A 26907-nucleotide genomic window follows, 5' to 3' on the forward strand; every position below is an offset into this window, starting at 1 on the left:
TTCGCCTCCCTATACTCGTCGTGACGATGCAGCAAGCATCGCGCCATACGAATACAACGAACGGAGACGACCCGATGCGACCCATCCTGCGCACCCTCGCCGTTGCAGCCAGCCTGAGCTGCGCGCTTGCCGCTCACCCCGCTTTCGCCGACGACGGCGGCAAGATCACGATCATGGTCGGCGGGATCGCGAAGCTCATCTACCTGCCCGCGCGGCTCACGCAGGAGCTCGGCTACTTCAAGGCCGAAGGGCTCGACGTCGAGCTGCTGTCGCAGCCGGCCGGCGTCGACGCGGAGAACGAGCTGCTCGCGGGCGCCGTGCAGGGCGTGGTCGGCTTCTACGACCACACGATCGACCTGCAGAGCAAAGGCAAGGACGTGAAGGCGATCGCCGTGTTCGGCCAGGTGCCGGGCGAAGTCGAGATGGTGTCGACCAAGGCCGCGCCGACCTTCAAGTCGATGGCCGACTCGAAGGGCAAGACGCTCGGCGTGACGGGCCTCGGCTCGTCGACGAGCTTCCTCACCCAATACCTCGCGCTGCAGCACGGCGTGCAGTCGACCCAGTACACGATGCTGCCGGTCGGCGCCGACGCGAGCTTCATCGCCGCGATCAAGCAGGGCCGCATCGACGCCGGGATGACGACCGAGCCGACCGTGTCCGCGCTCGAGAAGATGGGCGACGCGAAGGTGCTGGTCGACATGCGCACCGTCGACGGCACGCGCGCGGCGCTCGGCGGCACCTACCCGGCCGCAAGCCTGTACGTGCAGTCGGCCTGGGCCGATTCGCACAAGGCGCAGGCCACCAAGCTCGCGCATGCGTTCGCGAAGACGATGCAGTTCATCCATACGCACAGCGCCGACGAAATCGCCGCGAAGATGCCGGCCGACTACCAGAAGGACAAGGCGCTGTACGTGAGCGCGCTGAAGGCGTCGCTGCCGATGTACACGGCCGACGGCAAGATGCCGGCCGACGGCCCGGCCACCGTGCTGAAGGTGCTGTCGGCGTTCAACCCGTCGGTGAAGGGCAAGCATATCGACCTGGCGCGCACCTTCACGAACGATTTCGTGAACGCGAAGTAAGCGATCCCGGAAGCGGCGCCGGCGGCGGCGATCCCGTCGCCGAGCGTTCCCCCGTTCCGGCCCGGTTGACCGGCCCGGCGTCGCCACGATGCGATGCCCTCCTCACCCGCAGGACGAATGCGATGAACCAGGCAGTCTCCCCGAGCACACCGGCGATCGAGTTTCGCAACGTGTCGTGCCGCTTCATTTCGCCGGAAGGCAAGGCCACCGTCGCGCTGCGCGACTTCAGCATGAGCGTCGCGCGCGGCGAGTTCATCGCGATCGTCGGACCGACCGGCTGCGGCAAGTCGACCACGCTGAACATGATCACCGGGCTGCTCAAGCCGGTGTCGGGCGAGGTGCGCGTGATGGGCCGCCCGGTCGACGGGATCGATCCGCGCATCGGCTTCGTGTTCCAGGCCGACGCCGTGTTCCCGTGGCGCAACGTGATCGACAACGTCGCGGCAGGCCCGCTGTTTCGCGGCCGCTCGAAGGACGTCGCGTACGCGCAGGCCGAGGAATGGATCCGCAAGGTCGGCCTCGACAAGTTCACGAAGCACTACCCGCACCAGCTTTCCGGCGGGATGAGAAAGCGCGTCGCGCTCGCGCAGACCTTCATCAACCAGCCGGAAATCCTGCTGATGGACGAGCCGTTCTCCGCGCTCGACATGCAGACGCGCACGCTGATGCAGGACGAGCTGCTGCAGCTCTGGTCCGCGAACAAGGGCTCGGTCGTGTTCGTCACGCACGATCTGGAAGAGGCGATCGCCCTCGCCGACCGCGTGTTCGTGCTGACCGCGCGGCCCGCCACGCTCAAGCGCGTGTACGAGATCGACCTGCCGCGCCCGCGCGTCACGTCGGAGATCCGCTACGACACGCGCTTCATCGAAATTTCCAAGGACATCTGGCACGACCTGCGCGAAGAAGTGCAGATCGGCTGACACATACGCTCAAGGCAAGAACAGCAAGGACAGGAGCATGACCGACATGACGCTTCCCCCCACCGCCATTCCGGCGACGACGCTCGAGGACGACGAGCGCGCCGCGCAACGCCGGCTGCGCCGCCGGCGCAACCTGATCGTCACGCTGCGGATCGCCGTGCTGGTGATCGTGCTCGGCGGGTGGGAACTCGCCGCACGCCTCAAGTGGATCGATCCGTTCTTCTTCTCGATGCCGTCGCTGATCTTCGACCAGATCCAGGACTGGTTCGTGAACGGCACGTCGCAGGGCCCGCTGCTCACGCAGGTGTGGGTCACGCTCGAGGAAACCGGCATCGGCTTCGTGATCGGCTCGGTCGCCGGCGTGATCTGCGGGATCGTGCTCGGCCGCAACAAGCTGATGGCCGACGTGTTCGGCCTGTACATCCAGATCGCGAACTCGATCCCGCGCGTCGTGCTCGGCTCGATCTTCGTGATCGCGCTGGGCCTCGGGATGGCGTCGAAGATCGCGCTGGCCGTCGTGATGGTGTTCTTCGTCGTGTTCGGCAACGCGTTCCAGGGCGTGCGCGAAGCCGACCGCTACCTGATCGCGAACGCGCAGATCCTCGGCGCGTCGCGCCGGCAGATCACCACGGCGGTCGTGATCCCGTCCGCGCTGAGCTGGATTCTCGCCAGCCTGCACGTGAGCTTCGGCTTCGCGCTGGTCGGTGCGGTCGTCGGCGAATTCCTGGGTTCCAAGCAGGGCATCGGTTTGCTAATCTCCACCGCCCAGGGCGCGTTCAACGCGAGCGGCGTGTTCGCGGCGATGATCGTGCTGGCGGTGGTCGCGCTGGCCGCCGACTACCTGCTGACGTGGCTCGAGAAGCGGCTGCTGAAGTGGCGCCCCGCGGCGTTCTGAACGCCGCAGACGGACGCCTGACATGACACCCCCGACCGCGCCGGCGCTCCCGGCGCGGTTCGGCATTTCGGAGAAGGAGCGCAACAGGATGGCGCACAGCCTGCGCGGACGGCTGCTGTGGTGGCTGCTGCTGCCGCTCGCGGTGTTCATGCTGATCGCCGGCGCGATGTCGTACGACACCGCGCGGACCACGGCCGCGCTCGTGCAGGACAGCGCGCTCGTCGCGTCCGCACGCACGATCGGCGAGGACGTCGAATGGCGCAACGGGCTGCCGGTCGCCGACGTGCCGCCGGCCGCGCTGGAGATCTTCGAATCGCCGTCGCGCGATTCGGTGTTCTACAAGGTGATCGACGGCCACGACCGCCTGCTCGCGGGCACGCCGGCGCTCGACGTGCCCGCGCGGCACGGCATCGAGCCGACGCTGTACGACACGTCGCTCGACGGCGTGCCGCTGCGCGCGGTGGCTTACGATCGCCAGCTGTACGACGAAGGGCACATCGAGACGGTCACGGTGGTCGTCGCGAAGACGACGCGCTCGCACCGCGCGATGGTCGCGACGATCTGGCGGCCGCAACTCGTGCGCCTGTCGTTGATGCTGATGCTCGCGATGGGGCTCGTATACCTCGGCCTCACGTTCGAGATGCGGCCGCTGATGAAGCTGAAGGACGACGTGGCCGACCGCGGGCCGATGGAGCTGGAGCCGATCCGCCCCGAGCGGCTGCAGCACGAACTCCGGCCGATCGTCGACGCGATCAACCAGTGCATCGCGCGGCTCAATACGCACACGGCCACGCAGCGCCGCTTCATCGCGGATGCCGCGCACCAGTTGCGCACGCCGATCGCGGTGCTCGACACGCAGATCCAGTACGCGCAGCGGCGCGGGCACGACGATCCTGAACTCGCATCGGTGCTCGACAGCATGCAGCGCAGCAGCCGCAAGATGGCCGACGTGACCGACAAGCTGCTGCTGCTCGCGCATGCGGAGGCGACGCCGTCGACGCTGCTGAACCATCGCGTCGATCTCGCGGCCGTGGTGTCGAGCGTGCTGGAGGAAACGATCGTGCTCGCGCAGCGGCGCAATATCGATCTCGGGGCCGATCTCGGCGAGCGGCTCGACGTCGCGGGCAGCGACAGCCTGCTGACCGCGCTGGTGATGAACCTCGTCGACAACGCGGTGCGCTACACGCAGCCGGGCGGCTGCGTAACGGTCTGCGCCCGCCGCGACGGCGACGCGATCGTGCTCGACGTGGTCGACAACGGCCCCGGCATCCCGGCGGAAGCGCGGCCGCACGTATTCAAGCGGTTCTACCGCGTGTCGGCCGATACCGAAGGTTCGGGTCTCGGGCTGGCGATCGTCCGCGAGATCGCGCAGGCGCACGGCGGCAGCGCGTCGCTCGCGCCGGGGGCCGGCAATCGCGGTATCGTCGTGACTGTACGGCTGCCCGCGTACGATTAGGGGCTGTTTCCATATGGAACGCACATGCGAATGCCCGAAATCGCTCGTAGGGCAAGAAGTGAGGAGCGCCGTTTGGCCGAGCCAAACAAGCGACGAGCGACGCCGCCATACGGGCGATTTCGGGCATTCCCGTGGCATGAATTTTAAATTTGGGGTTGCCACGAGAACGGCCGCTCGCCGCGTTGCGCTCCTTGCGAATACGTCAGTATTCGCGGCGTCACGCGCCTCGCGAGCGGCCGTTCTCGTGGCAACGCATGCGCGTTCCATATGGAAACAGCCCCTAGAGATGTCGTCATGAAACTCCTGCTGGTCGAAGACAACGCCGAACTCGCGCACTGGATCGTGAACCTGCTGCGCGGCGAGGATTTCGCAGTTGATTCCGTCGGTGACGGCGAACGCGCCGATACGGTGCTGAAAACCGAACGCTACGACGCGGTGCTGCTCGACATGCGCCTGCCCGGCATCAGCGGCAAGGAGGTGCTCGCGCGGCTGCGGCGCCGCAACGACAACGTGCCGGTGCTGATGCTGACCGCGCACGGCTCGGTCGACGACAAGGTCGACTGCTTCGGCGCGGGCGCCGACGATTACGTCGTGAAGCCGTTCGAATCGCGCGAGCTGGTCGCACGGATTCGCGCACTGATCCGCCGACAGGCCGGCGTCGGCACGACGCAGCTCGTGTGCGGCGATCTCGTCTATGCGTTCGGCACCCGCGAATTCCGCTGCGGCGAAACGGTGCTCGCGCTGCGTCGCCGCGAGCACGCGATCCTCGAAACGCTGATGCTGCAGCAGAACAAGACGGTGTCGAAAGCGCGACTGATGGACAGCGTGTTCGCGCTCGACGACGAGCCGAGCGCCGACGCGATCGACATCTACATCCACCGGCTGCGCAAGCATCTCGCGGGCAGTACGGCCGAAATCATCACGCTGCGCGGGCTCGGTTACATCCTGCGCATGAAGAGCACGCAGGACTGACGGGCTCCTTTGCGAGCCCTTAATATCGATTCGTAGCACGAAACGTCATCGACGCATGCCGGCGTCCCCGGCTTGCCTGCTTCCGCACGCCTGCCCGATCCGTGATTATTGCGCGTTCGGTGTTTTCACCGATCCGATTCTTGCGTCCGGGAAAGCGTCGTGAAGGATTGCACCCACTACGATGCTACGCGTCGGCCCTCTCGCTGTGGCCGGCAAGAGTCGGCATACATTACGTACTGCCAACGACCAGATTTCAATGCGGCAGCTCGGAGGAGACGATCTTGAAACGAAAAACCCTTGCCCTTTCCATCGCGGCGGCTGGCCTGTGCGCCGGCACCCAGGCGCATGCACAGTCGAGCGTGCAGCTCTACGGCCTGATGGACCTGAGCTTTCCGACCTACCGGACCCACGCCGACGCGAACGGCAATCACGTGATCGGGATGGGCAACGAAGGCGAGCCGTGGTTCAGCGGCAGCCGCTGGGGCCTGCGCGGCGCCGAGGACATCGGCGGCGGCACGAAGGTCATCTTCCGCCTCGAAAGCGAATTCGTGGTTGCCAACGGCCAGATGGAAGACAGCGGCCAGATCTTCGACCGCGACGCATGGGTCGGCATCGAGGACGAGCGCTTCGGCAAGCTGACGGCCGGCTTCCAGAACACGATCGCGCGCGACGCGGCGGCGATCTACGGCGACCCGTACGGCTCCGCGAAGCTGTCGACCGAGGAAGGTGGCTGGACCAACTCGAACAACTTCAAGCAGATGATCTTCTACGCGGCCGGCCCGACCGGCACGCGCTACAACAACGGCATCGCGTGGAAGAAGCTGTTCAGCAACGGCCTCTTCGCGAGCGCCGGCTACCAGTTCAGCAACTCGACCGCGTTCGCGACCGGCTCCGCGTACCAGGTCGCGCTCGGCTACAACGGCGGGCCGTTCAACGTGTCGGGCTTCTACAACCACGTGAACAACGGCGGCTTCACGAACCAGACGTTCTCGGTCGGCGGCAACTACACGTTCAGCATCGTGCGCCTGAATGCCGGCTACTTCCGCTACAACGGCGACCAGGGCTCGCTCGGCCAGCGCCACGACGATTCGTGGACGGTGTCGGTGAAGGTGGCGCCGCCCGGTGCGCTCGACTACGAGCTCGGCTACCAGCAGATGCGCGTCAAGAACGCCGCGTACAACTCGGACGGCTTCGTCCCGAACGCGAACCTCGGCGCATTCAGCCTGACCAACGGCGTCGGCAACGGCTTCAAGGAAACGATCTACGGATCGGTGTTCTATCACCTGAGCAAGCGCACCGAGGTCTACCTGGCCGGCGACTACATGAAGCTGCACGGCGGCTACACGGTGTCGTCGACGTTCGGCGCGAAGAACCAGCTCGAACTGACGTCGGGCATCCGCACGCGTTTCTGACCTGAAACGGGGCCCGACGGGCCCCGCCTCACCCTCCGTCCGGGATTCTCCATGCGGGCACGCCGGCGCTTGGCGCCGACCGTGCCCTTTTTTTCGTCCTTTCCGGCGTGCCTCCGGGGGCTCCCGCCAGGCGCCCGCCGGCCGGCCATGCGACAACCGGCCCGAAACCGCTTGCGGCCCGTCCGGCGGGCGATCGCGGCCGATACCCGCACGATCGGCCCACATCGGCGCTTGACCTCGGCCGGTCGACTCGATAGCGTTTCGGGTTTGCCCGGGCGGCCATTGCCGCCGGTGCCGCGAGCGCGCCCGACGTCCTGGCGCGCGCGGCCGGGCTCCGATGGAAAAGACGATGCAGAAACTCGATGCGGCCAGCCCGCAGGCGATGTCGACGGATTTCACCGCCGACAACGTCGCGCGCCTGAAGGCGCTGTTCCCCGAACTCGTGACCGAAGGCCCCGGCGGCGCGTCGGTCGACGTCGACGTGCTGAAGGCGCTGATCGGCGAACGCACGGTCGGCGACGCCGACGAGCGCTACGGCTTCCACTGGCATGGCAAGCGCAGCGCGCGCCAGGCCGCGCTCACGCCGTCGACGGGCACGCTGCGGCCCTGCCCCGACGACAGCGTCGCGTGGGACGACACGCGCCATCTCGTGATCGAGGGCGACAACCTCGACGTGATGAAGCTGCTGCACAAGAGCTACGCGGGCAAGGTGAAGCTCGTCTACATCGACCCGCCGTACAACACCGGCAGCGATTTCGTCTATCCGGACGACTTCAGCGACAGCATCCGCCACTACCTCGCGATGACCGGGCAGACCCAGGGCGGCGTGAAGCGCAGCACCAACACCGAGGCGAACGGCCGGTTCCACACCGACTGGCTGAACATGATGTATCCGCGCCTGAAGCTCGCGCACGCGCTGCTGTCCGACGAAGGGCTGATCGCCGTGCACATCGACGAGCATGAAGTGCACGCGCTGGTGCTGATGCTGCGCGAGATCTTCGGCGAGGAGAACGAGCTCGGCGTGGCCGTATGGGACAAGCGCAACCCGAAGGGCGACGCGCGCGGCGTCGCGTACCAGCACGAATCGCTGGTGCTGTTCGCGCGCAACGCCGAGACGCTGCTCGAACAGGCGCCGCTCAAGCGCCCGAAGCGCAACGCGCAGCGCATGCTCGACGCCGCGCACGACGCCGTGTACCGCAGCGGCAACGCGAAGGACGCGCAGAAGGCGTACCGCGCGTGGATGAAGGCGCAGACCAACCTGTCCGGCGGCGAGGTGATGTACGACCGGCTGTCGGAAGAAGGCCGCGTGTACCGCCTCGTGTCGATGGCCTGGCCGAACAAGAAGAAGGCGCCGGAAGAGTATTTCACGCCGCTGATCCACCCGGTCACCGGCAAGCCGTGCGCGATGCCGGCGCGCGGCTGGCGCAACCCGCCCGCGACGATGCAGGCGCTGATCGAGCGCGGCCAGATCGAATTCGGCGCGGATGAAAGCACGCAGCCGCAGCGGATCTACTACCTCGACGAGAACATGTACGAGAACGTGCCGTCGGTGCTGCCGTTCGCCGGCTCCGACGACGCGCTGCTGAAGACGCTCGGGATCCCGTTCGACCTGCCGAAGCCGGTCGATTTCGCGGCGGCCGTGATCGGCTGGTGCACGCGCGGCGACGACATCGTGCTCGACTGCTTCGCGGGCTCCGGCTCGACCGGCCACGCGGTGATGCAGGTGAACGCGACCGACGGCGGCGCGCGCCGCTACGTGCTCGTGCAATTGCCCGAAGCGCTCGACCGCCGCGACAAGACGCAACTGGCGGCCGCCGATTTCTGCGCGAAGCTGAAGAAGCCGCTGACGCTCGCCGAAGTCACGAAGGAACGCCTGCGCCGCGCCGCGCAGCAGGTTGCGCGCGATTACCCGGAAAGCTATGGCGATCTCGGCTTCCGCGTGTACCGGCTCGACACGACCAACGTGATCGAGTGGGACCCGCGCCGCGACGACTTCGACCACGCGCTCTTCGCATCCGTCGAGCACGTGAAGACCGGCCGCACCGAGGACGACCTGCTCGCCGAGCTGACGCTGAAGCTCGGCCTCGACCTGTGCACGCCGGTCGAGCATCACCAGGTGGCCGGCAAGACCGTGCACCTGATCGGCCGCTCGATCGTCGCGTGCTTCGATGCGCGCATCGCGCGCGACGACGCGGGCCCGCTGGCCGACGGCATCGTCGACCTGCTCGATGCGACCGGCACGACGCACGACGTCACGTGCCTGTTCCGCGACAGCGGCTTCGTCGACGACGTCGCGAAGCTCAATCTCGCCGCGCTGCTCGAACAGCACGGCGTGAAGCGCGTGCGGAGCCTGTGATGCGGCTGCATTTCGAAGCGGATCTCGACTACCAGCGCGAGGCGATCGACGCCGTCTGCGACCTGTTTCGCGGCCAGGAATCGTATCGCGGCGACTTCAGCGTGCTCGCGAACGCCGCACCCGGCACCACGGCCGCCGCGCAAGGCTCGCTCGGCTTCGCGGTGTCGGAACAGGGCGTCGGCAACCGGCTGTCGCTGACCGACGACGCGCTCGCGCGCAATCTCGCCGACGTGCAGCTGCGCGGCGGACTGCCGCCGTCCGGCCTGCCCGGCTCGCGCGACTTCACCGTCGAGATGGAAACCGGCACCGGCAAGACCTACGTGTACCTGCGCACGATCTTCGAGCTGAACCGCCGTTACGGCTTCACGAAGTTCGTGATCGTCGTGCCGTCGATCGCGATCAAGGAAGGCGTGCACAAGACGCTCTCGATCACCGAGGATCACTTCCGCGCGCTGTACGCGGGCGTGCCGTACGACTACTTCCTGTACGACTCCGCGAAGCTCGGCCAGGTGCGCCACTTCGCGGCGAGCGCGGCGATCCAGGTCATGGTGATGACGGTGGCCGCGATCAACAAGAAGGAAATCAACAACCTCTACAAGGACAGCGAGAAGACCGGCGGCGAGAAGCCGATCGACCTGATCCGCGCGACGCGGCCGATCGTGATCGTCGACGAGCCGCAAAGCGTCGACGGCGGGCTCGAAGGCCGTGGCCGCGAAGCGCTCGCCGCGATGGCGCCGCTCTGCACGCTGCGCTATTCGGCCACGCACGTCGACCGTCACCACATGGTGTACCGGCTCGACGCGGTCGACGCGTACGAGCGCAAGCTCGTCAAGCAGATCGAGATCGCGTCGGCGATCGTCGAGGATGCGCACAACAAGCCGTACGTGCGGCTCGTGGGCGTGTCGAACCGGCGCGGCGCGATCAGCGCGCGCGTCGAGCTCGACGTCGCGACGACAGCCGGCGTGAAGCGCCAGATCGTGACGGCCACCGACGGCGACGATCTCGAACGCCTGACCAAGCGCGCGCTGTACGCGGGCCTGCGGATCGGCGAAGTCCATGCGGTGAAGGGTGCCGAATACGTCGAGCTGCGCCATCCGGAAGGCGAAGCGTTCCTGTCGCTCGGCGAGGCGTTCGGCGACATCGACACGCTCGCCGTGCAGCGCGAGATGATCCGCCGCACGATCCGCGAGCATCTGGACAAGGAGCTGCGCCTGGCCGAACGCGGCGTGAAGGTGCTGTCGCTGTTCTTCGTCGATTCGGTCGAGCGCTATCGCCGCTACGACGAGAACGGCATGCCCGCGAAGGGCGACTACGCGCTGATCTTCGAAGAGGAATATGCGCGTGCGGCGCGCGTGCCGGCCTACCGCGCGCTGTTCGACGGCGTCGACGTCGCGCTCGAAGTCGGGCGCGCGCACAACGGCTACTTCTCGATCGACCGCAAGGGCGGCTGGACCGACACCAGCGAAAGCAGCGCGGCGGCCCGCGAGAACACGGAGCGCGCGTACGGCCTCATCATGCGCGAGAAGGAAGCGCTGCTGTCGTTCGACACGCCGCTGAAGTTCATCTTCTCGCACTCGGCGCTGAAGGAAGGCTGGGACAACCCGAACGTGTTCCAGATCTGCACGCTGCGCGACATCCAGACCGAACGCGAGCGCCGCCAGACGCTCGGCCGCGGGCTGCGCCTCGCCGTCGACCAGGACGGCGAACGCGTGCGCGATGCGGGCGTGAACACGCTCACCGTGATCGCGACCGAGCGCTACGAATCGTTCGCGGAGAACCTGCAGAAGGAGATCGAGGCCGATACGGGCATCCGCTTCGGGATCGTCGAGGAACACCAGTTCGCGGCGCTGCCCGTGCAGGAAGGCGACGGGCCCGCGCATGCGCTCGGCGTCGAGCTGTCGCGCGTGCTGTGGAACCACCTGCACGAGCAAGGCTATGTCGACGCGCAGGGCAAGGTGCTCGACCGGCTGAAGGACGCGCTGCGCCAGAGCGCGCTGGTGCTGCCCGATGCGTTCGAGATGCTGCGCGCGCCGATCGTCGCGACGCTGCGCAAGCTGTCGGGCCGCTTTGCCGTGCGCAACGCGGACGAGCGTCGCGCGATCGCGCTGCGGCGCGATGCGTCGGGCAAGGCCGTCGTGTTCGGCGAAGAGTTCCGCGCGTTGTGGGACCGCATTCGTCATCGCACCGTGTACCGCGTCGAGTTCGACAACGCGAAACTCGTGCGCGACTGCGCGGCCGCGCTGCACGACGCGCCGGACATCGCGCGCGCACGGCTGCAGTGGCGCAAGGCCGAGTTCGACATCGGCAAGGCCGGCATCGAGGCGATCGAAGTGGCCGGCGCCGGCACGGTGCTGCTCGACGAAGGCGAGCTGCCGTTGCCCGACCTGCTCACCGAGCTGCAGGACCGCACGCAACTCACGCGCCGTTCGCTGGCGACGATCCTGGCCGACAGCGGCCGGCTCGACGATTTCCGCGTGAATCCGCAGCAGTTCATCGCGGTCGCGGCCGATGCGATCAACCGCTGCAAGCGCCACGCGCTCGTCGCGGGCATCGCGTACCGCAAGCTCGGCGAGCGCCATGTGCATGCGCTCGAATCGTTCGAGAGCGAGGCGCTGACCGGCTACCTGCGCAACCTGCGGCCCGATGCGCAAAAGTCGATTCACGAGGCGGTCGTGTGCGAGACGGACGCGGAGCGTGCGTTTGCCGATGCACTCGAGGCACACGACGGCGTGAAGCTGTACGCGAAGCTGCCCGCGTGGTTCCGCGTGCAGACGCCGCTCGGCAGCTATCACCCGGACTGGGCCGTGCTCGCGGAACAGGACGGCGGCGAACGGCTGTACTTCGTCGTCGATACGCCGAATGCGGACGGTAACGTGCCGAGCGAGCACGAGCGGGCGAAGCTCGCGTGCGGTGAGGCGCATTTCCGGGCGCTGGTGGGTGGCGACGGTGCGGCGCGCTTCGTGCGCGTCAGGCAGGCGGACGCGCTGTTCGAGCCTGCGGCGCCGCTGGCGGGTGCCGGGCGATAAGACGAAGGGCGGCGCTGAGCCGCCCTTTTTTATCGGCTGTTTCGACGCGGCCGGGCGCACTTGCGATGCGCGCGCTTCGCGCCGGTTTCCTGTCTGTCATCCGCGTGTAAGCGATCTGTATTCGAGCGCGTTCGAGGCGCGGTTACGGCTGGTTGCAAATCGGGTCGGCACGATGTTTTCGCGCGACAGCCGCGTTGCATTCTCGCAATGAAAAAAGGGCGCCGAAGCGCCCTTCCATCGCGTTTGGGCGCCGCGCTTAAAGCGTGCGGCCGAATGCGTGGTGATGCGAGTGATGCGTGGACGTCGACGCGTGCGTGGTGTGGCCATGCGCATGCCCTTGCGTGTGACCGTGGCCCGGCTGCACGCCGGCGCGATCTGCGATCGTGTCGGAGCGGTCGGCCGCGCGCGACAGGCCCTTGTCGCGGTCGCCCGCGCGCATGCCGTTCGAGTTGCTCATCGCCTCGCCGCTCATGTGGCCACCCGACATGCCGCCGGCATTGCCGCCCAAGCCGCCTGCACCGTGACCGCCGCCACCGCCACCGTTTCCACCGCCATTGCCGCCGGCTGCTGCATACGCGGAAACCGTGCCGAGCGCGAGCAGCGCGGCCATCAGTACGGACAGATATCGTTGCTGTTTCATCTTGTGCTCCCTGGAGCGCGTTCGTGTGACTGCATTCTATGAACGCGCAAAATTCGCGCCACGCGACGTTGTAAATGATCGTAACGATGCGCGCGACGCGCATTCCTCAGATCAATCCGGATCGTGCGTGAGCGGGGGGCGAAGCAGGCGGGCGCGGCGCCGCTGCGCCGCCCCGGTGACGAAAGTGCTTACTGCGCCGGTTGCATGCCCTGCGCGGCGGCCTTGCGCTGCGCAGCCTGTTCTTCCGCATGCTTCTTCGCCATGTGATGGCCGACGATACAGCCGCCAACCGCACCGACGACCGCGTGGTGCCCCGCATAGTGGCCGGCCACACCGCCCACCACCGCGCCCTTCATGCAGCCCGCCGCGTGCGCGCTGCCGATCGTGGCAAGCGCAACGATGGCGGCGGTGGCGCACAGCCTGATGTGTCGAATGGGCATCATGTTTTGATTCTCCTCTTGTTGTGTTCAGTCGAACCGCTTAATCCCAGCGGCCGCCGCGCCAACCGCCGCGATCGTGCCATTCGTGCTCGCGCCATTCACGGCGGCGCCACTCGTGTTCGCGCCATTCGCGCTGACGCCAGCCATCGCCGCGCCAGCCGTCATCGCGATAGCCGACCGGTGCGTACATGACGGGCGGAGGCGGCGCCACGTACACGGGCGCCGGCGCCGCATAGGCGGGTACGCCGATGCCGACCGACAGGTCGACGTGGGCCGATGCGACGCCCGAGGCTGCCAGCGCCGCTACACCGAGAACTGCACCGAGAATGAGTTTCTTGTTCATCTCGCGACTCCCTGCACGTGTCGTGCGTCAAGTGAATACGGTTCGGAGTCTAGGCACCGGACACAGACACAGGTGAAACGGGTATGCGAGACAGGTAACGGACGTTTACGGAGGCCCGCAAAGCCTTGCCGGACAAGGAGGAGACGGCATTCTACGCACCGTTGCAGCGGTGCATCGGGCCGGTAAAAGAGGGATTTTCGGCACGGAGCCGCATGATCGACATGCGGCGGCGCGCGCTCGAATGCGCCGAAAGCGAACCGCCCGCACCGTACGCGAGCGGTTCGCCAGCGTGGGCATCACGCGCGGATATCGTCGACGCTGCGCAGCCAGTGCACGCTGAACAGGTTGTCCGCGTCGGTCCACACGGTATCGGGCTCGAATCCTGCGCGACGCGCGATCGCATGGAAGCCGTCGATCGTGAACTTGTGCGAATTCTCCGTGTGGATGCGCTCGCCGGCATCGAAGCGGAACGCGTGGCCGCGCACGTGCACCGTCTGCGCGATGTCGCTGACGAGATGCATCTCGATGCGTTGCCGCGTGCTGTCGTAGAACGCGCAATGCGAGAACCCGTCGACGTCGAAATCCGCGCCGAGCTCGGCGTTCGCACGCACGAGCAGGTTCAGGTTGAACTGCGCAGTCACGCCCTGCGCATCGTTGTACGCGTCGTGCAGCGTGCGCGCGTCCTTCACGAGATCCGCGCCGACCAGCAAGCCGCCGCCACGCAGCAGCCGCGCCGCATCGCGCAGGAACGCGTCGGCTTCTTCCGGCGAAAAGTTGCCGATCGTCGAGCCGGGAAAGAAGCCGATGCGCCGCGCCGGTGTCGCGGTCAGCTCGGCCAGTTGCTCGGCCTTCGTGTAGTCGGCCGCGATCGGCGCGACGTCGAGCCACGGATACGCGGCACGCAGCCGAGCGGCAGCGTCGTGCAGATAGTCGGCCGAGATATCGACCGGCACGTAGCGCGCCGGCGCGTTCGCATAGTTGCCCGCGAACGCGTCGAGCAGCACGCGGATCTTCTCAAGCGAGCCCGCGCCGAATTCGACGAGTTCCGCATGCGGGCCGACGCGCCGCACGATCTCGGCCGCGCGATCGCGCAGGATGCCGAGCTCGGTGCGGGTCGGGTAATACTCGGGCAATTCGCAGATGCGATCGAACAGCGTGGAGCCGGCCGCATCATAGAAGTATTTCGGCGGAATGCTGCGCGGCGTGCGCGACAGTCCGTCGATCAGGTCGCGCTCGAACGCGCTCGGCCGCGAATCGCGGGCGGGTTGCTGGCCACCGCTCGTGGCCGTCCGGTCAGACGTCTCGCGCAAGTCGCACTCCCGTGAATTGCCAGCGCGCGGCCGGCGGAAAGAAATTGCGGTACGTCGGCCGTTCGTGCCCGGGCGGCGTCGCGATGCTGCTGCCGCGCAGGACCTGCTGGCCGACCATGAACTTGCCGTTGTATTCAGCCGCGACGCCTGCAAGCGGCCGAAAGCCCGGATACGGCTCGTAGGACGAGCGCGTCCATTGCCACACGTGCCCGAGCATCTGCCGGATGCCTTCGGCGGGGAACGCCGCTTCCCATTCGAATTCGGTCGGCAGCCGCGCGCCGGCCCATTCCGCATACGCGGCCGCTTCGTAGAAGCTCACGTGGCACACCGGCGCGTCGGGTGCGAGCGGTTCGACGCCGTGCAGGCCGAACGTGCGCCGTACGCGCGTGGCGGTCGCATCGTCGTCGTCGGGCATCCAGTACGCGGGCCCTTGCCACCCTTCCCGCTGCACCGTGGCCCAGCCGTCCGACAGCCAGAACTCGGGGCGTGTGTAGCCGCCATCGGCGACGAACGCCGCGAATTCCGCATTCGTCACCAGGCGGTTCGCGATCTCGTACGGCCGCACGAGCGCCGTATGGCGCGGCCGTTCGTTGTCGAACGAGAACGCATCGCCGTCATGGCCGATCTCGACGAGCCCGCCCGGCTGGTGCAGCCAGTGCTGCGCGCCGGCGTCGCCCGCGGCCATCGCGCCCGCGTCCGTGCCGTTGCGCGGCCGGAACGCCGGCTTCAGCGGGTTGCACGAGAACGCGTGCAGCATGTCGGTGACGATCAGCTCCTGGTGTTGCTGCTCGTGATGCAGGCCGAGCACGATCTCGGGCGCGATCGTCTCGAGCAGCGCCGCATCGGCATCGGCCAGCGCGCGCAGCATCGCATCGTCGACGTACTGCCGGTACGCATGCACTTCGTCGAGCGACGGGCGCGTGAGCAAGCCGCGTTGCGGCCGCGGATGGCGCGGGCCGAGCGCTTCGTAATAGGAATTGAAGAGGAACTGGAAGGCGGTGTCGAACGGCGCGTAGCCGGGCACGCGGCGCATCAGCACGACGGTTTCGAAGAACCAGGTCGTATGCGCGAGGTGCCATTTCGTCGGACTCGCGTCGGGCATCGACTGCACGGCCTGGTCTTCGGCGGACAGCGTCGCGGTCAATGCGACGCTATGCGCGCGCACGTCCTGGTAACGGCGCTGAAGCTGTGATGCAAGGAGGCTCATCGGTTTACCGTCCACATCGCGATTCGCTGCGTTGCGTTGCCGGAAAAGGGAAAGCCTTGCGCATGATGCGCGCGGCTGACGTGCGACCTGCTGCTGCGTCGTCGGGCAGCCGGCGCGCGCGCCGGGCCGCGAATGCGGCGTCACTTCATCTGCCCGTGCAGAACAGTATGGTCCAGAAATGTGAATGCTGCGAATCGGGATGCCGATGAAACGCGCTCGAAAGAAAAATGAAAGTGTTGGCCATGCGCGTGTCGGATGCGTGACATACCGGCGATGCTTGCCGGTTCTGGCGTGAAGGCCATGCGCGACGCGCCTGCCGGCGCTTGTGGGCTACTGACGCCCCATGACATCCGCGCAGCGATCGTGAGTGAACGCGTCGTGTCGCACGGGTTTGTCTGACGAACGCGGCCATGCGCTGCCATTCGCCATCAGCACGGCGATGAACCGCCCCGCCCTTCATCTGCGATCTGCGTCCACCCGCACTTCGAAGAATTTTTTATCGCCGATGTCACACACGCGGGGGGCTCGCTCGTCATATCACCGGAACCCACACGAAAGGAGAAGGACCATGACTGCGAAACTCAATCCGTTTGCCGCCGCGCCGGCCCTGATGAAGCACTGGATGATCGTCTCGGCCGCCGCCGCGCAGAGCCTCGAGTCGACGCTGATCGAGCTGGTCAAGATCCGCGCATCGCAGATCAACGCGTGCGCGAACTGCATTAACATGCACACGGCCGAGGCACGCGAACAAGGCGAGACCGAGCAGCGCATCTACCTGCTGTCTGCATGGCGCGAAGCGCCCTGCTACACCGACCGCGAACGCGCGGCACTCGGCTGGACCGACGCACTCACGCGGCTGTCGGAGGGCCACGCGGCGCACGAAGCGGCCTACGCGGCGTTGAACGACCACTTCAGCCAGGAGGAACAGGTGAAACTCACGCTGATGATCAACGTGATCAACGGCTGGAACCGGCTCGCGGTCGGCTTCGGATTGTGGATCGACCCGGCGGACGCGAAGGCCGCCGCCGCGAAGATGGTGGCCTGATGCCGAACCTCGACCCGGCCAGGGACAGCGCCGAAGAACGGGCCGATGCGGCCGCGAGCTTCGACCCGCTGCGCCGCACGCTGATCCGCGTCGCGTACCGGATGCTCGGTTCCGTCGCGGATGCCGAGGACATGGTGCAGGAGGCGTTCATCCGCTGGATGGACGTCGACCGCACCGAGGTGCGCGTACCGGAAGCGTTCCTGCGCCGGATGGTGATGCGGATGTGCCTCGACCAGCTGAAGTCCGCGCGGCACCAGCGCGAGACCTATGTCGGCCCGTGGCTGCCCGAGCCGGTCGTCGAGGAAGATGAACAGGAAGATGTCACGCTGCCGCTGCTGCTCGCGCTCGAACGGCTCTCGCCGCTCGAACGCGCGGCGTTCCTGCTGCACGACGTGTTCGGCGTCGAGTTCGACGAAGTGGCCACGACGATCCAGCGCGACCCGGCCGCATGCCGGCAGCTCGCCGCGCGGGCCCGCACGCATGTGCGCGAGGCGCGGCCGCGGTTCCATGTCGAGAAGCAGCGCGGAATCGAATTGGCGGAAGCGTTTTTCGCGGCCTCACGCAGTGGCGACATGCGCGCGCTCGGCGCGATGCTCGCCGAGGACGTGAGCCTGCATTCGGACGGCGGCGGCAAGCGTTCGGCCGCCGGCAAGCCGGTGTTCGGCTTCGAGCGCGTGATGAAAGTGCACGAGCATCTGGCCGAGCTGTTCGCCACGCATGGGTCGAAGCTCGTGCGCGCGGGCTTCATCAACGGGCTGCCGGGCATCGTCACGCTGGAATCCGACGGCGAGCTGCAGACCACGGCGCTCGAGATCGAGGACGGGAAGATCGTCGCGATCTATGTCGTGCGGAATCCTGACAAGTTGAAGCATCTGCACTGAGTGCGGCGGGAGCGCGCGTCGGGTGTCGTGCGCATGCACGGCCGCGATGCGCCCTTTCCCCGTCCTGCCGCCCTGCTTTACCGGCCGCCGGTTCCTGCGATCAATACGTCCCGGCCACGATGTAGATCAGGAAGCCGAGCAACGGCGTTGCCACCGCGAAACCGACCGCCGCGAGCCAGTTCGTACCGCCCTGCGCTTCGAGCAGCGCGAGAAACGATTCGCGCGACGTGGCGTTCGGGCGCAGCTTCTCGATCTGGCGTTCGACGTGCGCCTTGTAGAGGCTGTTCCCGCACCAGCCGAGCGACACCGCGATCCCGATCGTGATCGGGTCGAGCGTGCTCGATTCGAAGTATTTCGGGAAGAACAGCAGCTCGACCAGCGTGATCGCGAGCGACGCGCCAAGGACGGCCGCCGCCTGCCAGTACATGGAGCGATACGCCATCCAGACCGGGCCCAGGAAACAGGCTGCCCAGTTCCACGACAGCCGGTTCTTTCGCGAGGCGGCGATCTCCCATTTCCGCTCGAACCAGGCGGCTTTCTTGCCGACGTAAGCGGCGATTTCGTCGTTGCTCGCGGACGATGTGGCGGTCGTGACGTCGGACATGGTCGTGTGCTCTCAGTCGCGCGGATCGCGCGTCGTTGTTTTGATTCGGTTCGGATGCGGTGAAGATCGAACGGCATACGGCGCAGCCGCTTCGGTCGCACACGATTCTACCTGCCGTGCAGGGTCCGTCGTATGGCAGGTCGAGGTGCCGGCGAGGAAGGATGCGATGCCATCGATCGCGCAACGCATCGGGGCGACATGCGTTGTTTCGGCCGGAAAAAGAAAAACGCCACGCGATGTTGCCGCGTGGCGTTTGTATGTTGGCGAGCCGCATTGCCTGTAGGCAAGTTGTGCTGCCAGACCCCTTCATTTTGTTCGTTGGTAGGCTCGATTGGATTCGAACCAACGACCCCCACCATGTCAAGGTGGTGCTCTAACCAACTGAGCTACGAGCCTAAGAAGCCGCGAATTATAGAGAGGGTTTTTGAGGAGCACAAGCCCTTTCGTGAAAATTTTTTGAATTGGGGCGTGCGGGGCCCGACGATCGATGTTGCCTCGCGGTGCCGGGATCGTTGGCTTCACCTGTTCGCATCACAGCAAAACGTATCGATGTGCTGTGGGGTTATCCACATTGGCCTCTGGATAACCGTCCGATAAGCCTCTGGATTCACAGTGGAACGATTGAGGATATGTCGCCGCGGCTGTGAATCGACGAAAAGTTGTTCTGTGCTCCACGGAGCTGTTCACGTGCCACACCCAAGGTTATGCATTCTGCTTCCTGTCGAGAATTCATGGGCTTAGGGACGTTATCCACTGTGAGGCACAGGGTTTGTTAACTATCACTACGTATGTATACGAACTCTGTTAACACCCTTGGATAAGCACAGTCCGCCGACTGTGATCCGTGCAGGATATGCACTGCGTGCAGTGATCGGATAAACGAAACGGCAAGCTGTGAGGGCATCGGACAATGCGCGAGCCGCTGTGTCTGTAGAATCGCCGGCATTCAGGATGCGAGGGTCTGGCGCACAGGCTCACGACACATGAGCGATTCTTCGTTGACCCGGCTCGACGCACTCGATATCGACGCCGTCGTACACCGGTTGCAGCAACATCCGGGCGATATCGTGTTCGAGCAACGCGTGTCGATCCCGGAAGCCGATGTCCTGTGTTGCCGCTACAAAGGCGAGCGATTCAACGTGAAGTTCGATCTCGACTACGGGGTGTTCGTCGATCGCGTCGGGAAGCTGTCTCGCCAAGACATCGAAGAGATCGTCAGATGGCTCGCCACGACGTGAGTCGGATGATGGGAGGCACAGGCACATGATTGATTCACTGACTGCGCTGCAGCGCTGGTACGCATCGCGCTGCGATGGCGTGTGGGAACACGCGCACGGCATCGAGATCGCCACGCTCGACAATCCGGGATGGACGGTGAAGCTCACCGGCGCGTCGTCCGACAAGGCGATCGATCTGTCTATCGAGCGCGACGAGTCGGACTGGATATCCGTTCGCGCGACCCAGGCCGAATTCGCCGGCTACGGCGGCACGGGCAATTTGCCCGAGCTGCTGGCGCTCGCGGTCGAGTGGATCGATGGGAGCGCAAGGAATGACGAAGGGCGAAGCGATCGATGAAGACACCCGTCAATGAGATGCTGGTGACGGACATTGCCGGCCACGTTGCGGTGGTCGTGACCGACGTGGCGGCTACTGCCGATGTGCTGGTGCAGTTGGGTTTCGCTCGACGATCCGATCGCTGGGAACGTTCGATCGCGGACGATACCGACCGCCAGGCCCTCGTTGCCGCGCTCGTCGATCTCGATGCGCTGTTCTCCGCGGGCCGCGACTGGAGCCCGCAGGCGCTCGTCGAGTATTACCTGGAGATCGGCGTCGTTCGCAGCGCGTACCGTTCGATCGCATGGCGCGGGCCGGGGCAGTACGTCATCGAACGTCACGACTGCGGCGTGTGATTGATCGACGTTTTCCACGACGCGATGAAACCGAAGAAAGAGCAGGGCGACGCGAGCGGCGCTCGCAATGGGAGCAGGTAATGGGACCGAGAGTTTGCCATCGGCACGGCGACGATTCGACAGCGACAACGTCGACGGGCGTTGCCGCCCACATCAGGGTGCGCGGGCAGTGTGCGCCCGGCGAACTCGTGAAGGTCTCGCTCGACCGGCCGAGATACACCCGGGAGATGTGGATGCTGCGTGCCGAGCTCGACGAGCACGAGGTCGATGCGACCTTTGTCGATCGGGTCGCACACGTGAACGCATTTCCGAAGATCGCGGCGCTGGAGCGCTTGCGCGCGTATGTGTGTCTGGCGTGCCTGGACGAACTGCTGGTGCGCTCCGGCGAGACACCGCATAAACCGACGACGAAGGAGCAGGCGTTCGATACGTCCGTCGTTTCGGCGAATGCGAAATGGCCTCGCCGTTACGCGCGATGCGAGCTTCACGGCTTGATCTTGCCGACGCGGGCCTCACCGGATATCGAAACGGCGATTCTGACGATCGACGTGATCCGCGATTGTCACGTCGTGCGGGTGATCGATGCCAGGGGGAAGGGTGAATCCACGTACTGGTTTGACGAAGCGTTTTTGCGCAAGGTGTTCGGGCCGGATATCGACATCGTTGAATCGACGTTCCGGATCGACGAGCGGGACACGTTCATGACGCTGTGGGACGCCGGTGAGTACGTGTGTCCGGTGTGTCTGCGAGAGGTGTTGAAACGCAGCGGCCTGGGCAACGACCACACCGACGTGAACGCAACGGCGCAATCATGATGGACAGACAACCGGCACCGTTGCGCGAGGATCAAGGATGACGGACACGATCTGGCAGGACGACCCGGCTGACCGCCTGACGGACGACGAGGAACGGCGCAAGATTTTCTGGCTGCTTCAACGCGTGAGCAGCCTGTCGCTCTGGACGCGCAAGCGCGACGCGTTTGCGCGATTCGCGAACGCGTATGAGCATGCGGTGAACACGTGGCCCGATGGCGATCCGGAGGCCATTCAGGACACCCACTTTCCAATCATCGCCGAGATTCTCGCGGCTTACGATCGAGGGCTGACCGAGTTGGCCCGAGGGAACCGGCGTGTCTGGAAGAGCGATGGGCCTTTCGAGGATGTGTTCTGGAAATATCACCGTCTGAACGCGTATTTCTACCCTAATCCCGATTACTGGGATCGCGGTGGGCAGATTGCCCCATACCCGCCGAAGATCGACGCGCTGGCCCAACTGCTGCACGCATCGGAATACCAGATGGAACGTGCGCCGTTCGACCCGGGCAATCGATTCGGCGATATGGCAGAGCTGCGTTCGGCCGATCTGCTGCTGTCCCCGCATGCCTATGAGCAGGGCTTCTACACGCTTGCGTATCCGGTGTTTCCGGCGGATCTGCCCGAGGTTCCGCAAGCCGTGGGCCCGGTGATCAAGACCGGCCAGAAGGTGCCGTGCGACGGCATCTGGGAGCCAGTCGTCTTCGAGTGGTCGAAGCGGCCGGGTATCTTGCCGATCTTCAAGCGCAGTGCACGCAACGACGGTTGCTTCAATTATTTCATTCGAGGCGTTCGAGCACCGCACGTCAGGGATGATCTCAGGGGATTGTTCATCCGGGCGCGCTGGCGGTTGTTATGGGAAGACCGGCGTTACGCGGACGGCGTCGTTCCCGACGAATCGCAGTATTTCCTGGAGCCACGGCTGGTGCCGCAGACGAGCCCGAACCCGTAATGCCTGGAGAACACCATGAGCAAGCTGAATTTCGGCGCGGTCGATCGATGTTCCGTCCGGCTCAATACCGCGACGCTGCTTGGCCTGAAAGCCGCCTATGAGGATTTTGCGAAGACCGGGCAGGATCTGCGCAACTTCGAGATTTGCATCGAGGACGCAAGTGCCGCCACGGTCGATCCGAAGCCCGAGGACGCCGTCATCAGCGTGACGTTCTTGGCGAAGATGCCGCCCGGCATGCGCGGGCTCGGCAACGCGAGTCCGCTCGGGACGTCGATCAAGTATGTCGTTTCTCCGGAAACCGGCGAGATTCTCGGGGTTTATCTGACCAAGTGACTTCGGAGGCGGTGAACGTGGTCATCCTTGGTATGTGGATAACCGCGACACCAAACAACGAGAAACGCTGTGCAAGCAAGCGGTGAGCGTGCATCCGGATCGCAAGCAGGGCGCGGATCCGGGCGAATTCTGATCGTGACAAACCGATCCGGATGCGCGAGTGCACGACTGGACGGCGGGTTGCCGGTTCGACGACGCGGGCACATGTGGAAGGTGCAGCGCGTTTCATGCGCCTGCCGGCGGCTACGTGTGGACAACCCGCACACCCAATCAGTCGAATCGCTGTGCATCGAACAGGTGAGCGCCTTGCATTCGACCACATGAATCGGCCCGGACGCCGTGTCTGGCAAGGCCTTTCCGGAACGGAACAGAGGATGCGGAAAGCTTTTGCGCGATCTGTCGTGATCGAATGCGTTGTGGATATCGAGAAGTCAAAGCACTCGAAGGCCTGTGCATTCAGCGAGTGAGGGTAATCGAATTCGGCGCAGGTGTTCGCGTTATCTCACGGGTTGTGGATATCGCACGCCAAAGCAACCCGAAACGCTGTGCAGGTCGAAGGTGAGCGAGCGCGACCGATGACCGCGCGCGGTGCCGACATGATCGATGTGGATATCCTGTTCCGCGGCGACTCGAAACCCTGTGACCCAAAAGGGTGAGGGCGCCGGTGTGGACAACCGACCGGGAAAGTCAGTCGAAACGCTGTGCAGGCGAAAAGTGAGCGTGAGCACGCCCAAGCCAGCGAAGCCGCGTCGTTCGAGGCGCTGGCGGCCACCACCGACCGCCAGCGCGGCGCGCATCGTACCACTCAAGTCTGCTGGTCGAGCGCCTGCACGACTGCTTTCTCCCCAAGGCTCCCGGCCGGCCCGACCACCGCATAGTTGAGCCCGTTCACCGACCCATATCGCGCCAGCAACGTGCCATCCACGCGTTGCCCGGCCGGCAGCAGCCGATGTTTCGATTCCGCAGGGCGCATATAGAAGCTCAGCGTCCGCCCGGCTGCGTCCTCATAAAGCACCATCGCAGCCGTGGCGCCGCTGTCGGTTGTGAACAACCGTCCGCCGACCGGCCTGAACCCCGCCGCGCTCAAATCCGGCAGCTTCGCCGACGCACCCACGCGCCGGGTGAGCCATCCCTGCAAATCTCCCGCACCCGTCGGCCGGTAATCGACCTTCGCCGTCTGATCGACCACCATCATCCGGTAAGCCTCGACCGCATCGCTCATCGGCGCGATGGGCGGCGGCGCGTTCCACCCGCGCGCCTGCCAGCCGCCCAGCGTCCCCAGCCCGACGCAGAACACGAACGAAGCCGCCATCGCGAACCGCATCCGCGTGCGCTCCACGCGCCGTCCCCGAATCGCCGCCGGATCGAGCTCGGGGTTATCCGCCGGCATCCGCACGCTCTCGAGCGCAGCCCGCAACCGCTGCGCATCCTGCTGCCATTGCTTCACCTGTTCCGCGCGCTCCGGATGCAGCGCGAGAAAGCGCTCGACCGCGGCGCGCGCATCGTCGTCGAGCTGGCCGTCGACGTAGGCCTGAAGGTCGTGTTCGTTCGGTGGCGTGTTCATTTCTTCATCAACCGGAGAGAAGGAGCGGGAAGCTCGCCGTCGCTGAGCTGGCGCAGCGCCTGGCGCGCGCGGGAGAGCCGCGACATCACGGTGCCGATCGGCACGTCGAGCAGGCTGGCGACTTCCTGATAGGTGAAGCCCTCGACCGCGACGAGCAGCAGCAGGCTGCGCTGCTCGTCCGAGAGTCGGCCGAATGCTTCGAGCGTCGCGCGCGCTGCGAATTCGCGTTCGGCGGATGGCCAGTGCGCTTCGTCGTCGTCGCGGATGCGCCCGAGCAGCCACGCGTAGCGCTTCGCGCTGCGTTTCCCGTCGAGGAACTGCCGGTACAGGATCGTGAAGAGCCAGCTGCGCAGCGACGCGTCGTCGCGACGGCTCGTCCAGCGCGACAACGCGCGCTCGAGCGTCGACTGGACGAGATCGTCGGCCGCGTGGACATCGCGCGCGAGCCAGAGCGCGAAGCGTCGCAGCCTGGGGATGAGTTCGCGCAGCGCGTCGTCGTCGAGGGCGGTGGAGGGCATGGCCGGGCCGGTTGCCGAATGGGTCGAGATGCCGCGTAAGACGCCGGTCGGCGCCGCTTATTCCACCAGCATAGGAAAAAAATTTTCGTGGAATAAAGCGCTGGAGGCGGCGTCCTACGCGGGTTCGACAATGACCTGACGGTCGGGAGCACATTCATGGAGCGATCTTCTTCCTCTTCTTCGCCGCAGCGCGAGCCCGGGCGCGGGTGGTGGCGCTGGGCCGCGATCGGTGGCGCGGTGGCCGGCGTGGCTGTCGCGTTCGGGTATGTCGGCGGGTGGCTCGCGCCGGCGCGTCTGACCCCGCACCGGATCGTCGATGCGTTGCAGACGGCCGGTGGCGGTATCCATCCGGGCTTTCGGCGCAATCACGCGAAGGGCGTGTGCGTGACCGGTTACTTCGAAGGCAACGGCGCCGCGAGCGCGTATTCGGTCGCGCCGTTCTTCAAGGCGGTGCGCACGCCGGTGGTCGGGCGCTTCGCGTTGCCGGGCGGGAATCCGTATGCGCCCGACAGCAGCGTGCCGATCCGCAGCCTCGCGCTGAAGCTCACCGCGCCCGATGGCGAGCAATGGCGCACCGGGATGAACGCGATGCCCGTGTTTCCGGTCGCGACGCCGCAGGCGTTCTACGCGCAACTGCTGGCGACCCGGCCCGATCCGAAGACGGGCAAGCCCGACCCGGCGAAGGTGAAGGCGTTTTTCGGCGCGCATCCGGAGACGGGTGCGTTCCTTCAGTGGATCAAAGGTGCGAAGCCGAGCGCGAGCTACGTCACCGAAAGCTATTACGGATTGAACGCGTTCTACTTCGTCGATGCCGCCGGCAAGCGCCAGGCCGTGCGGTGGCGCGTCGTACCGGAGCAGACGGCCGGCGCGGGGGACGTCGCGACGGCGGCGGACCCGAACGTGTTGCAGCAGGACGTGACGCAGCGCATCGCGGCCGGTGCGCAGAAGTGGAAGCTGCTGGTCACCTTGGCGGAGCCTGGCGACCCGGTGGACGACGCAACGAAGGTCTGGCCCGCGCAGCGCACGACGATCGATGCGGGCACGCTCGTGCTCGACCGCGTGGAGGCGCAGGACAGCGGCCCGTGCCGGGATGTGAATTACGACCCGACGGTGCTGCCGCAGGGGATTCAGGTGTCGGGGGATCCGTTGCTGGCGGCGCGGTCGGCCGCGTATGCGGATTCGTATCTGCGGCGCACGAGTGAAGAGGCCGGGGTGGCAGGCGTGGCGCGATTGAGTGGGGAGGGACGGTGATGAAGGCTTCGACGACGTTTAGCTTGCCGGCGCGGGTGCTGCACTGGGTGATGGCGGCGATGATCATCGCGATGCTGTTCATCGGAGTGGGGATGGTGGCGTCTGTTTCTGAGCGGCATGCGCTTTTGGTGGCGATTCACAAGCCTCTGGGTATTGCCGTGCTCGTGCTGGTTTGCGTGCGGATCGTGGTGCGGGTTCTGTCGAAGCCGCCGGCGTTGCCGGAGGATCTGCCGTGGTGGCAGAAGGTTGCCGCGCACGGGTCGCATCTCGTGCTGTATGCGCTGATGCTAGCGATGCCGCTGATCGGGTGGGCGATGCTGTCGGCGGGCGGGTACCCGGTGACGTTGGGCGACGGTGTGCAGCTGCCGGCGATCGTGGCGGCGGATCCGGTGACGTTTGCCTGGCTCCGGGTCGCGCACCGGGTGCTGGCGTATCTGTTCTTCGCGACGTTCCTCGCGCACTTTGCCGCTGCGCTGTATCACGGGCTGATTCGACGGGACGGCGTGGTGAGGGCGATGGTGGGGCGTTGAGCGACGGAGGGTTGCGTCCGATACGGCAGGGCTGTTCACGGGCGACCGAGACTGCTGCTGCCGTGTCGCATATATATGACCACTGGAGACGTTCAGCGACCCCCGACACCGCATGTCAAAATAATTTCACAAAAGGGGTTGCGTAGATCGGGACTGGTGCTTAGAATCACGCCTCTTTCGCGCTAACGGAAACGCAGCGCGGGGAAAGAAGGGAAGCGGTGCTGTTGATGTCGGTTTTAATGACTTCAGCGCACACGGAATTAAACCGCAGTCGTCGCAACGAAGTAGTTAAAAAAGTTGTTGACGAGTTTGAAAAAACGGTTGATAATCTCGCTTCTCTGCTGCTGAAAACGCAGCGCTGCTGAGAAACACGAAGTTCCTCGCAGAAATGCTCTTTAAAAATTAACAGCCGATAAGTGTGGGCGCTTGATGGAAGCGAGCTGATCCTCGG

General features: G+C 65.7%; 27 protein-coding genes and 1 tRNA gene. 18 read left to right on the forward strand and 10 right to left on the reverse strand.

What is annotated here, in order from left to right; translation table 11 throughout:
* Positions 1-74 precede the first annotated feature (74 nt).
* The 8 genes from LGN19_RS27710 to LGN19_RS27745 all read left to right on the forward strand — a co-directional run bounded on the left by LGN19_RS27710 (position 75) and on the right by LGN19_RS27745 (position 12116).
* Complete coding sequence (locus LGN19_RS27710; protein ID WP_122946571.1) at positions 75-1079, forward strand: ABC transporter substrate-binding protein; 1005 nt, start codon at positions 75-77, stop codon at positions 1077-1079.
* Positions 1080-1201: 122 nt separating this feature from the next.
* A complete protein-coding gene (locus LGN19_RS27715; RefSeq protein ID WP_043184810.1) occupies positions 1202-1999 on the forward strand; it encodes an ABC transporter ATP-binding protein in 798 nt (265 codons plus the stop codon).
* A gap of 37 nt (positions 2000-2036) precedes the next feature.
* Positions 2037-2894: an ABC transporter permease gene (locus LGN19_RS27720; RefSeq protein WP_011350459.1), complete on the forward strand. Its 858-nt coding sequence runs from the start codon at positions 2037-2039 to the stop codon at positions 2892-2894.
* 88 nt (positions 2895-2982) lie between these two features.
* Complete coding sequence (locus LGN19_RS27725; RefSeq protein WP_226218266.1) at positions 2983-4350, forward strand: sensor histidine kinase; 1368 nt, start codon at positions 2983-2985, stop codon at positions 4348-4350.
* A gap of 294 nt (positions 4351-4644) precedes the next feature.
* Entirely contained in the window at positions 4645-5322 is a 678-nt protein-coding gene (locus tag LGN19_RS27730; protein ID WP_041492705.1) for a response regulator, read from the forward strand.
* Positions 5323-5603: 281 nt separating this feature from the next.
* Complete coding sequence (locus LGN19_RS27735; protein WP_226218226.1) at positions 5604-6734, forward strand: porin; 1131 nt, start codon at positions 5604-5606, stop codon at positions 6732-6734.
* A 337-nt stretch (positions 6735-7071) separates the two neighbouring features.
* Positions 7072-9090, forward strand: coding sequence for a site-specific DNA-methyltransferase (locus LGN19_RS27740; RefSeq protein ID WP_226218228.1), 2019 nt, complete (start codon positions 7072-7074; stop codon positions 9088-9090).
* Complete coding sequence (locus tag LGN19_RS27745; RefSeq protein ID WP_226218230.1) at positions 9090-12116, forward strand: type III restriction-modification system endonuclease; 3027 nt, start codon at positions 9090-9092, stop codon at positions 12114-12116. Before LGN19_RS27740 ends, LGN19_RS27745 begins: the two co-directional genes overlap by 1 nt.
* Before the next feature lie 256 nt (positions 12117-12372).
* Here LGN19_RS27745 and LGN19_RS27750 read toward each other — a convergent pair whose 3' ends face one another.
* From LGN19_RS27750 to egtB, 5 genes are all read right to left on the reverse strand, one after another.
* On the reverse strand, positions 12373-12756 hold the full coding sequence (locus tag LGN19_RS27750; protein WP_226218233.1) for a hypothetical protein: 384 nt from the start codon (positions 12754-12756) through the stop codon (positions 12373-12375).
* A 188-nt stretch (positions 12757-12944) separates the two neighbouring features.
* On the reverse strand, positions 12945-13199 hold the full coding sequence (locus LGN19_RS27755) for a hypothetical protein (protein WP_175034261.1): 255 nt from the start codon (positions 13197-13199) through the stop codon (positions 12945-12947).
* A gap of 37 nt (positions 13200-13236) precedes the next feature.
* Positions 13237-13539: a hypothetical protein gene (locus LGN19_RS27760; RefSeq protein ID WP_089449610.1), complete on the reverse strand. Its 303-nt coding sequence runs from the start codon at positions 13537-13539 to the stop codon at positions 13237-13239.
* Between the two features lie 296 nt (positions 13540-13835).
* Entirely contained in the window at positions 13836-14849 is a 1014-nt protein-coding gene (egtD, locus tag LGN19_RS27765) for an L-histidine N(alpha)-methyltransferase (protein ID WP_226218235.1), read from the reverse strand.
* Positions 14833-16056 (reverse strand): ergothioneine biosynthesis protein EgtB, encoded by a 1224-nt coding sequence (gene egtB / locus LGN19_RS27770; RefSeq protein WP_226218237.1) that lies wholly within the window; start codon positions 16054-16056, stop codon positions 14833-14835. The genes egtD and egtB overlap by 17 nt, the downstream gene beginning before the upstream one ends.
* 568 nt (positions 16057-16624) lie before the next feature.
* Here egtB and LGN19_RS27775 point away from each other — a divergent pair.
* Both LGN19_RS27775 and LGN19_RS27780 read left to right on the forward strand, forming a co-directional pair.
* Positions 16625-17101, forward strand: coding sequence for a carboxymuconolactone decarboxylase family protein (locus LGN19_RS27775; protein WP_226218240.1), 477 nt, complete (start codon positions 16625-16627; stop codon positions 17099-17101).
* Complete coding sequence (locus LGN19_RS27780) at positions 17101-17982, forward strand: sigma-70 family RNA polymerase sigma factor (protein WP_122946570.1); 882 nt, start codon at positions 17101-17103, stop codon at positions 17980-17982. Before LGN19_RS27775 ends, LGN19_RS27780 begins: the two co-directional genes overlap by 1 nt.
* A gap of 100 nt (positions 17983-18082) precedes the next feature.
* Here the strand turns inward: LGN19_RS27780 and LGN19_RS27785 are convergent, their stop codons facing one another.
* Positions 18083-18586, reverse strand: a complete 504-nt coding sequence (locus LGN19_RS27785) for a DUF2628 domain-containing protein (RefSeq protein ID WP_226218242.1) — start codon at positions 18584-18586, stop codon at positions 18083-18085.
* Between the two features lie 319 nt (positions 18587-18905).
* Positions 18906-18982 (reverse strand) — tRNA-Val (locus LGN19_RS27790).
* 587 nt (positions 18983-19569) lie between these two features.
* Between LGN19_RS27790 and LGN19_RS27795 the strand changes: the two genes are divergently transcribed.
* The 6 genes from LGN19_RS27795 to LGN19_RS27820 all read left to right on the forward strand — a co-directional run bounded on the left by LGN19_RS27795 (position 19570) and on the right by LGN19_RS27820 (position 22593).
* The gene (locus LGN19_RS27795; RefSeq protein ID WP_122944010.1) at positions 19570-19824 is read left to right on the forward strand and encodes a hypothetical protein; all 255 of its coding nucleotides are present in this window, start codon (positions 19570-19572) and stop codon (positions 19822-19824) included.
* A gap of 25 nt (positions 19825-19849) precedes the next feature.
* A complete protein-coding gene (locus LGN19_RS27800) occupies positions 19850-20161 on the forward strand; it encodes an immunity 53 family protein (protein WP_226218243.1) in 312 nt (103 codons plus the stop codon).
* Complete coding sequence (locus LGN19_RS27805; protein ID WP_226218245.1) at positions 20158-20496, forward strand: hypothetical protein; 339 nt, start codon at positions 20158-20160, stop codon at positions 20494-20496. The genes LGN19_RS27800 and LGN19_RS27805 overlap by 4 nt, the downstream gene beginning before the upstream one ends.
* Positions 20497-20684: 188 nt before the next feature.
* A complete protein-coding gene (locus LGN19_RS27810; protein WP_226218247.1) occupies positions 20685-21311 on the forward strand; it encodes a hypothetical protein in 627 nt (208 codons plus the stop codon).
* 37 nt (positions 21312-21348) lie between these two features.
* Positions 21349-22260 carry an Imm72 family immunity protein gene (locus tag LGN19_RS27815; protein WP_226218249.1) on the forward strand — a complete coding sequence of 304 codons (912 nt, stop codon included), beginning with the start codon at positions 21349-21351 and terminating at the stop codon, positions 22258-22260.
* Between the two features lie 15 nt (positions 22261-22275).
* The gene (locus LGN19_RS27820) at positions 22276-22593 is read left to right on the forward strand and encodes a hypothetical protein (protein ID WP_122944005.1); all 318 of its coding nucleotides are present in this window, start codon (positions 22276-22278) and stop codon (positions 22591-22593) included.
* A gap of 805 nt (positions 22594-23398) precedes the next feature.
* Here LGN19_RS27820 and LGN19_RS27825 read toward each other — a convergent pair.
* Positions 23399-24157 carry an anti-sigma factor family protein gene (locus LGN19_RS27825; RefSeq protein WP_226218252.1) on the reverse strand — a complete coding sequence of 253 codons (759 nt, stop codon included), beginning with the start codon at positions 24155-24157 and terminating at the stop codon, positions 23399-23401.
* Entirely contained in the window at positions 24154-24675 is a 522-nt protein-coding gene (locus LGN19_RS27830) for a sigma-70 family RNA polymerase sigma factor (RefSeq protein ID WP_089449600.1), read from the reverse strand. The genes LGN19_RS27825 and LGN19_RS27830 overlap by 4 nt, the downstream gene beginning before the upstream one ends.
* Positions 24676-24831: 156 nt before the next feature.
* Here LGN19_RS27830 and LGN19_RS27835 point away from each other — a divergent pair, with 156 nt between their 5' ends.
* Both LGN19_RS27835 and LGN19_RS27840 read left to right on the forward strand, forming a co-directional pair.
* Entirely contained in the window at positions 24832-25926 is a 1095-nt protein-coding gene (locus tag LGN19_RS27835; protein WP_122944003.1) for a catalase family peroxidase, read from the forward strand.
* A complete protein-coding gene (locus tag LGN19_RS27840; RefSeq protein WP_226218254.1) occupies positions 25926-26456 on the forward strand; it encodes a cytochrome b in 531 nt (176 codons plus the stop codon). The genes LGN19_RS27835 and LGN19_RS27840 overlap by 1 nt, the downstream gene beginning before the upstream one ends.
* A gap of 166 nt (positions 26457-26622) precedes the next feature.
* Here the strand turns inward: LGN19_RS27840 and LGN19_RS27845 are convergent.
* The coding region (locus tag LGN19_RS27845; RefSeq protein ID WP_226218257.1) for a hypothetical protein at positions 26623-26907 on the reverse strand (285 nt) is incomplete at its 5' end.

The organism is Burkholderia sp. AU30198 (assembly GCF_020419825.1).
GTDB lineage: Bacteria > Pseudomonadota > Gammaproteobacteria > Burkholderiales > Burkholderiaceae > Burkholderia.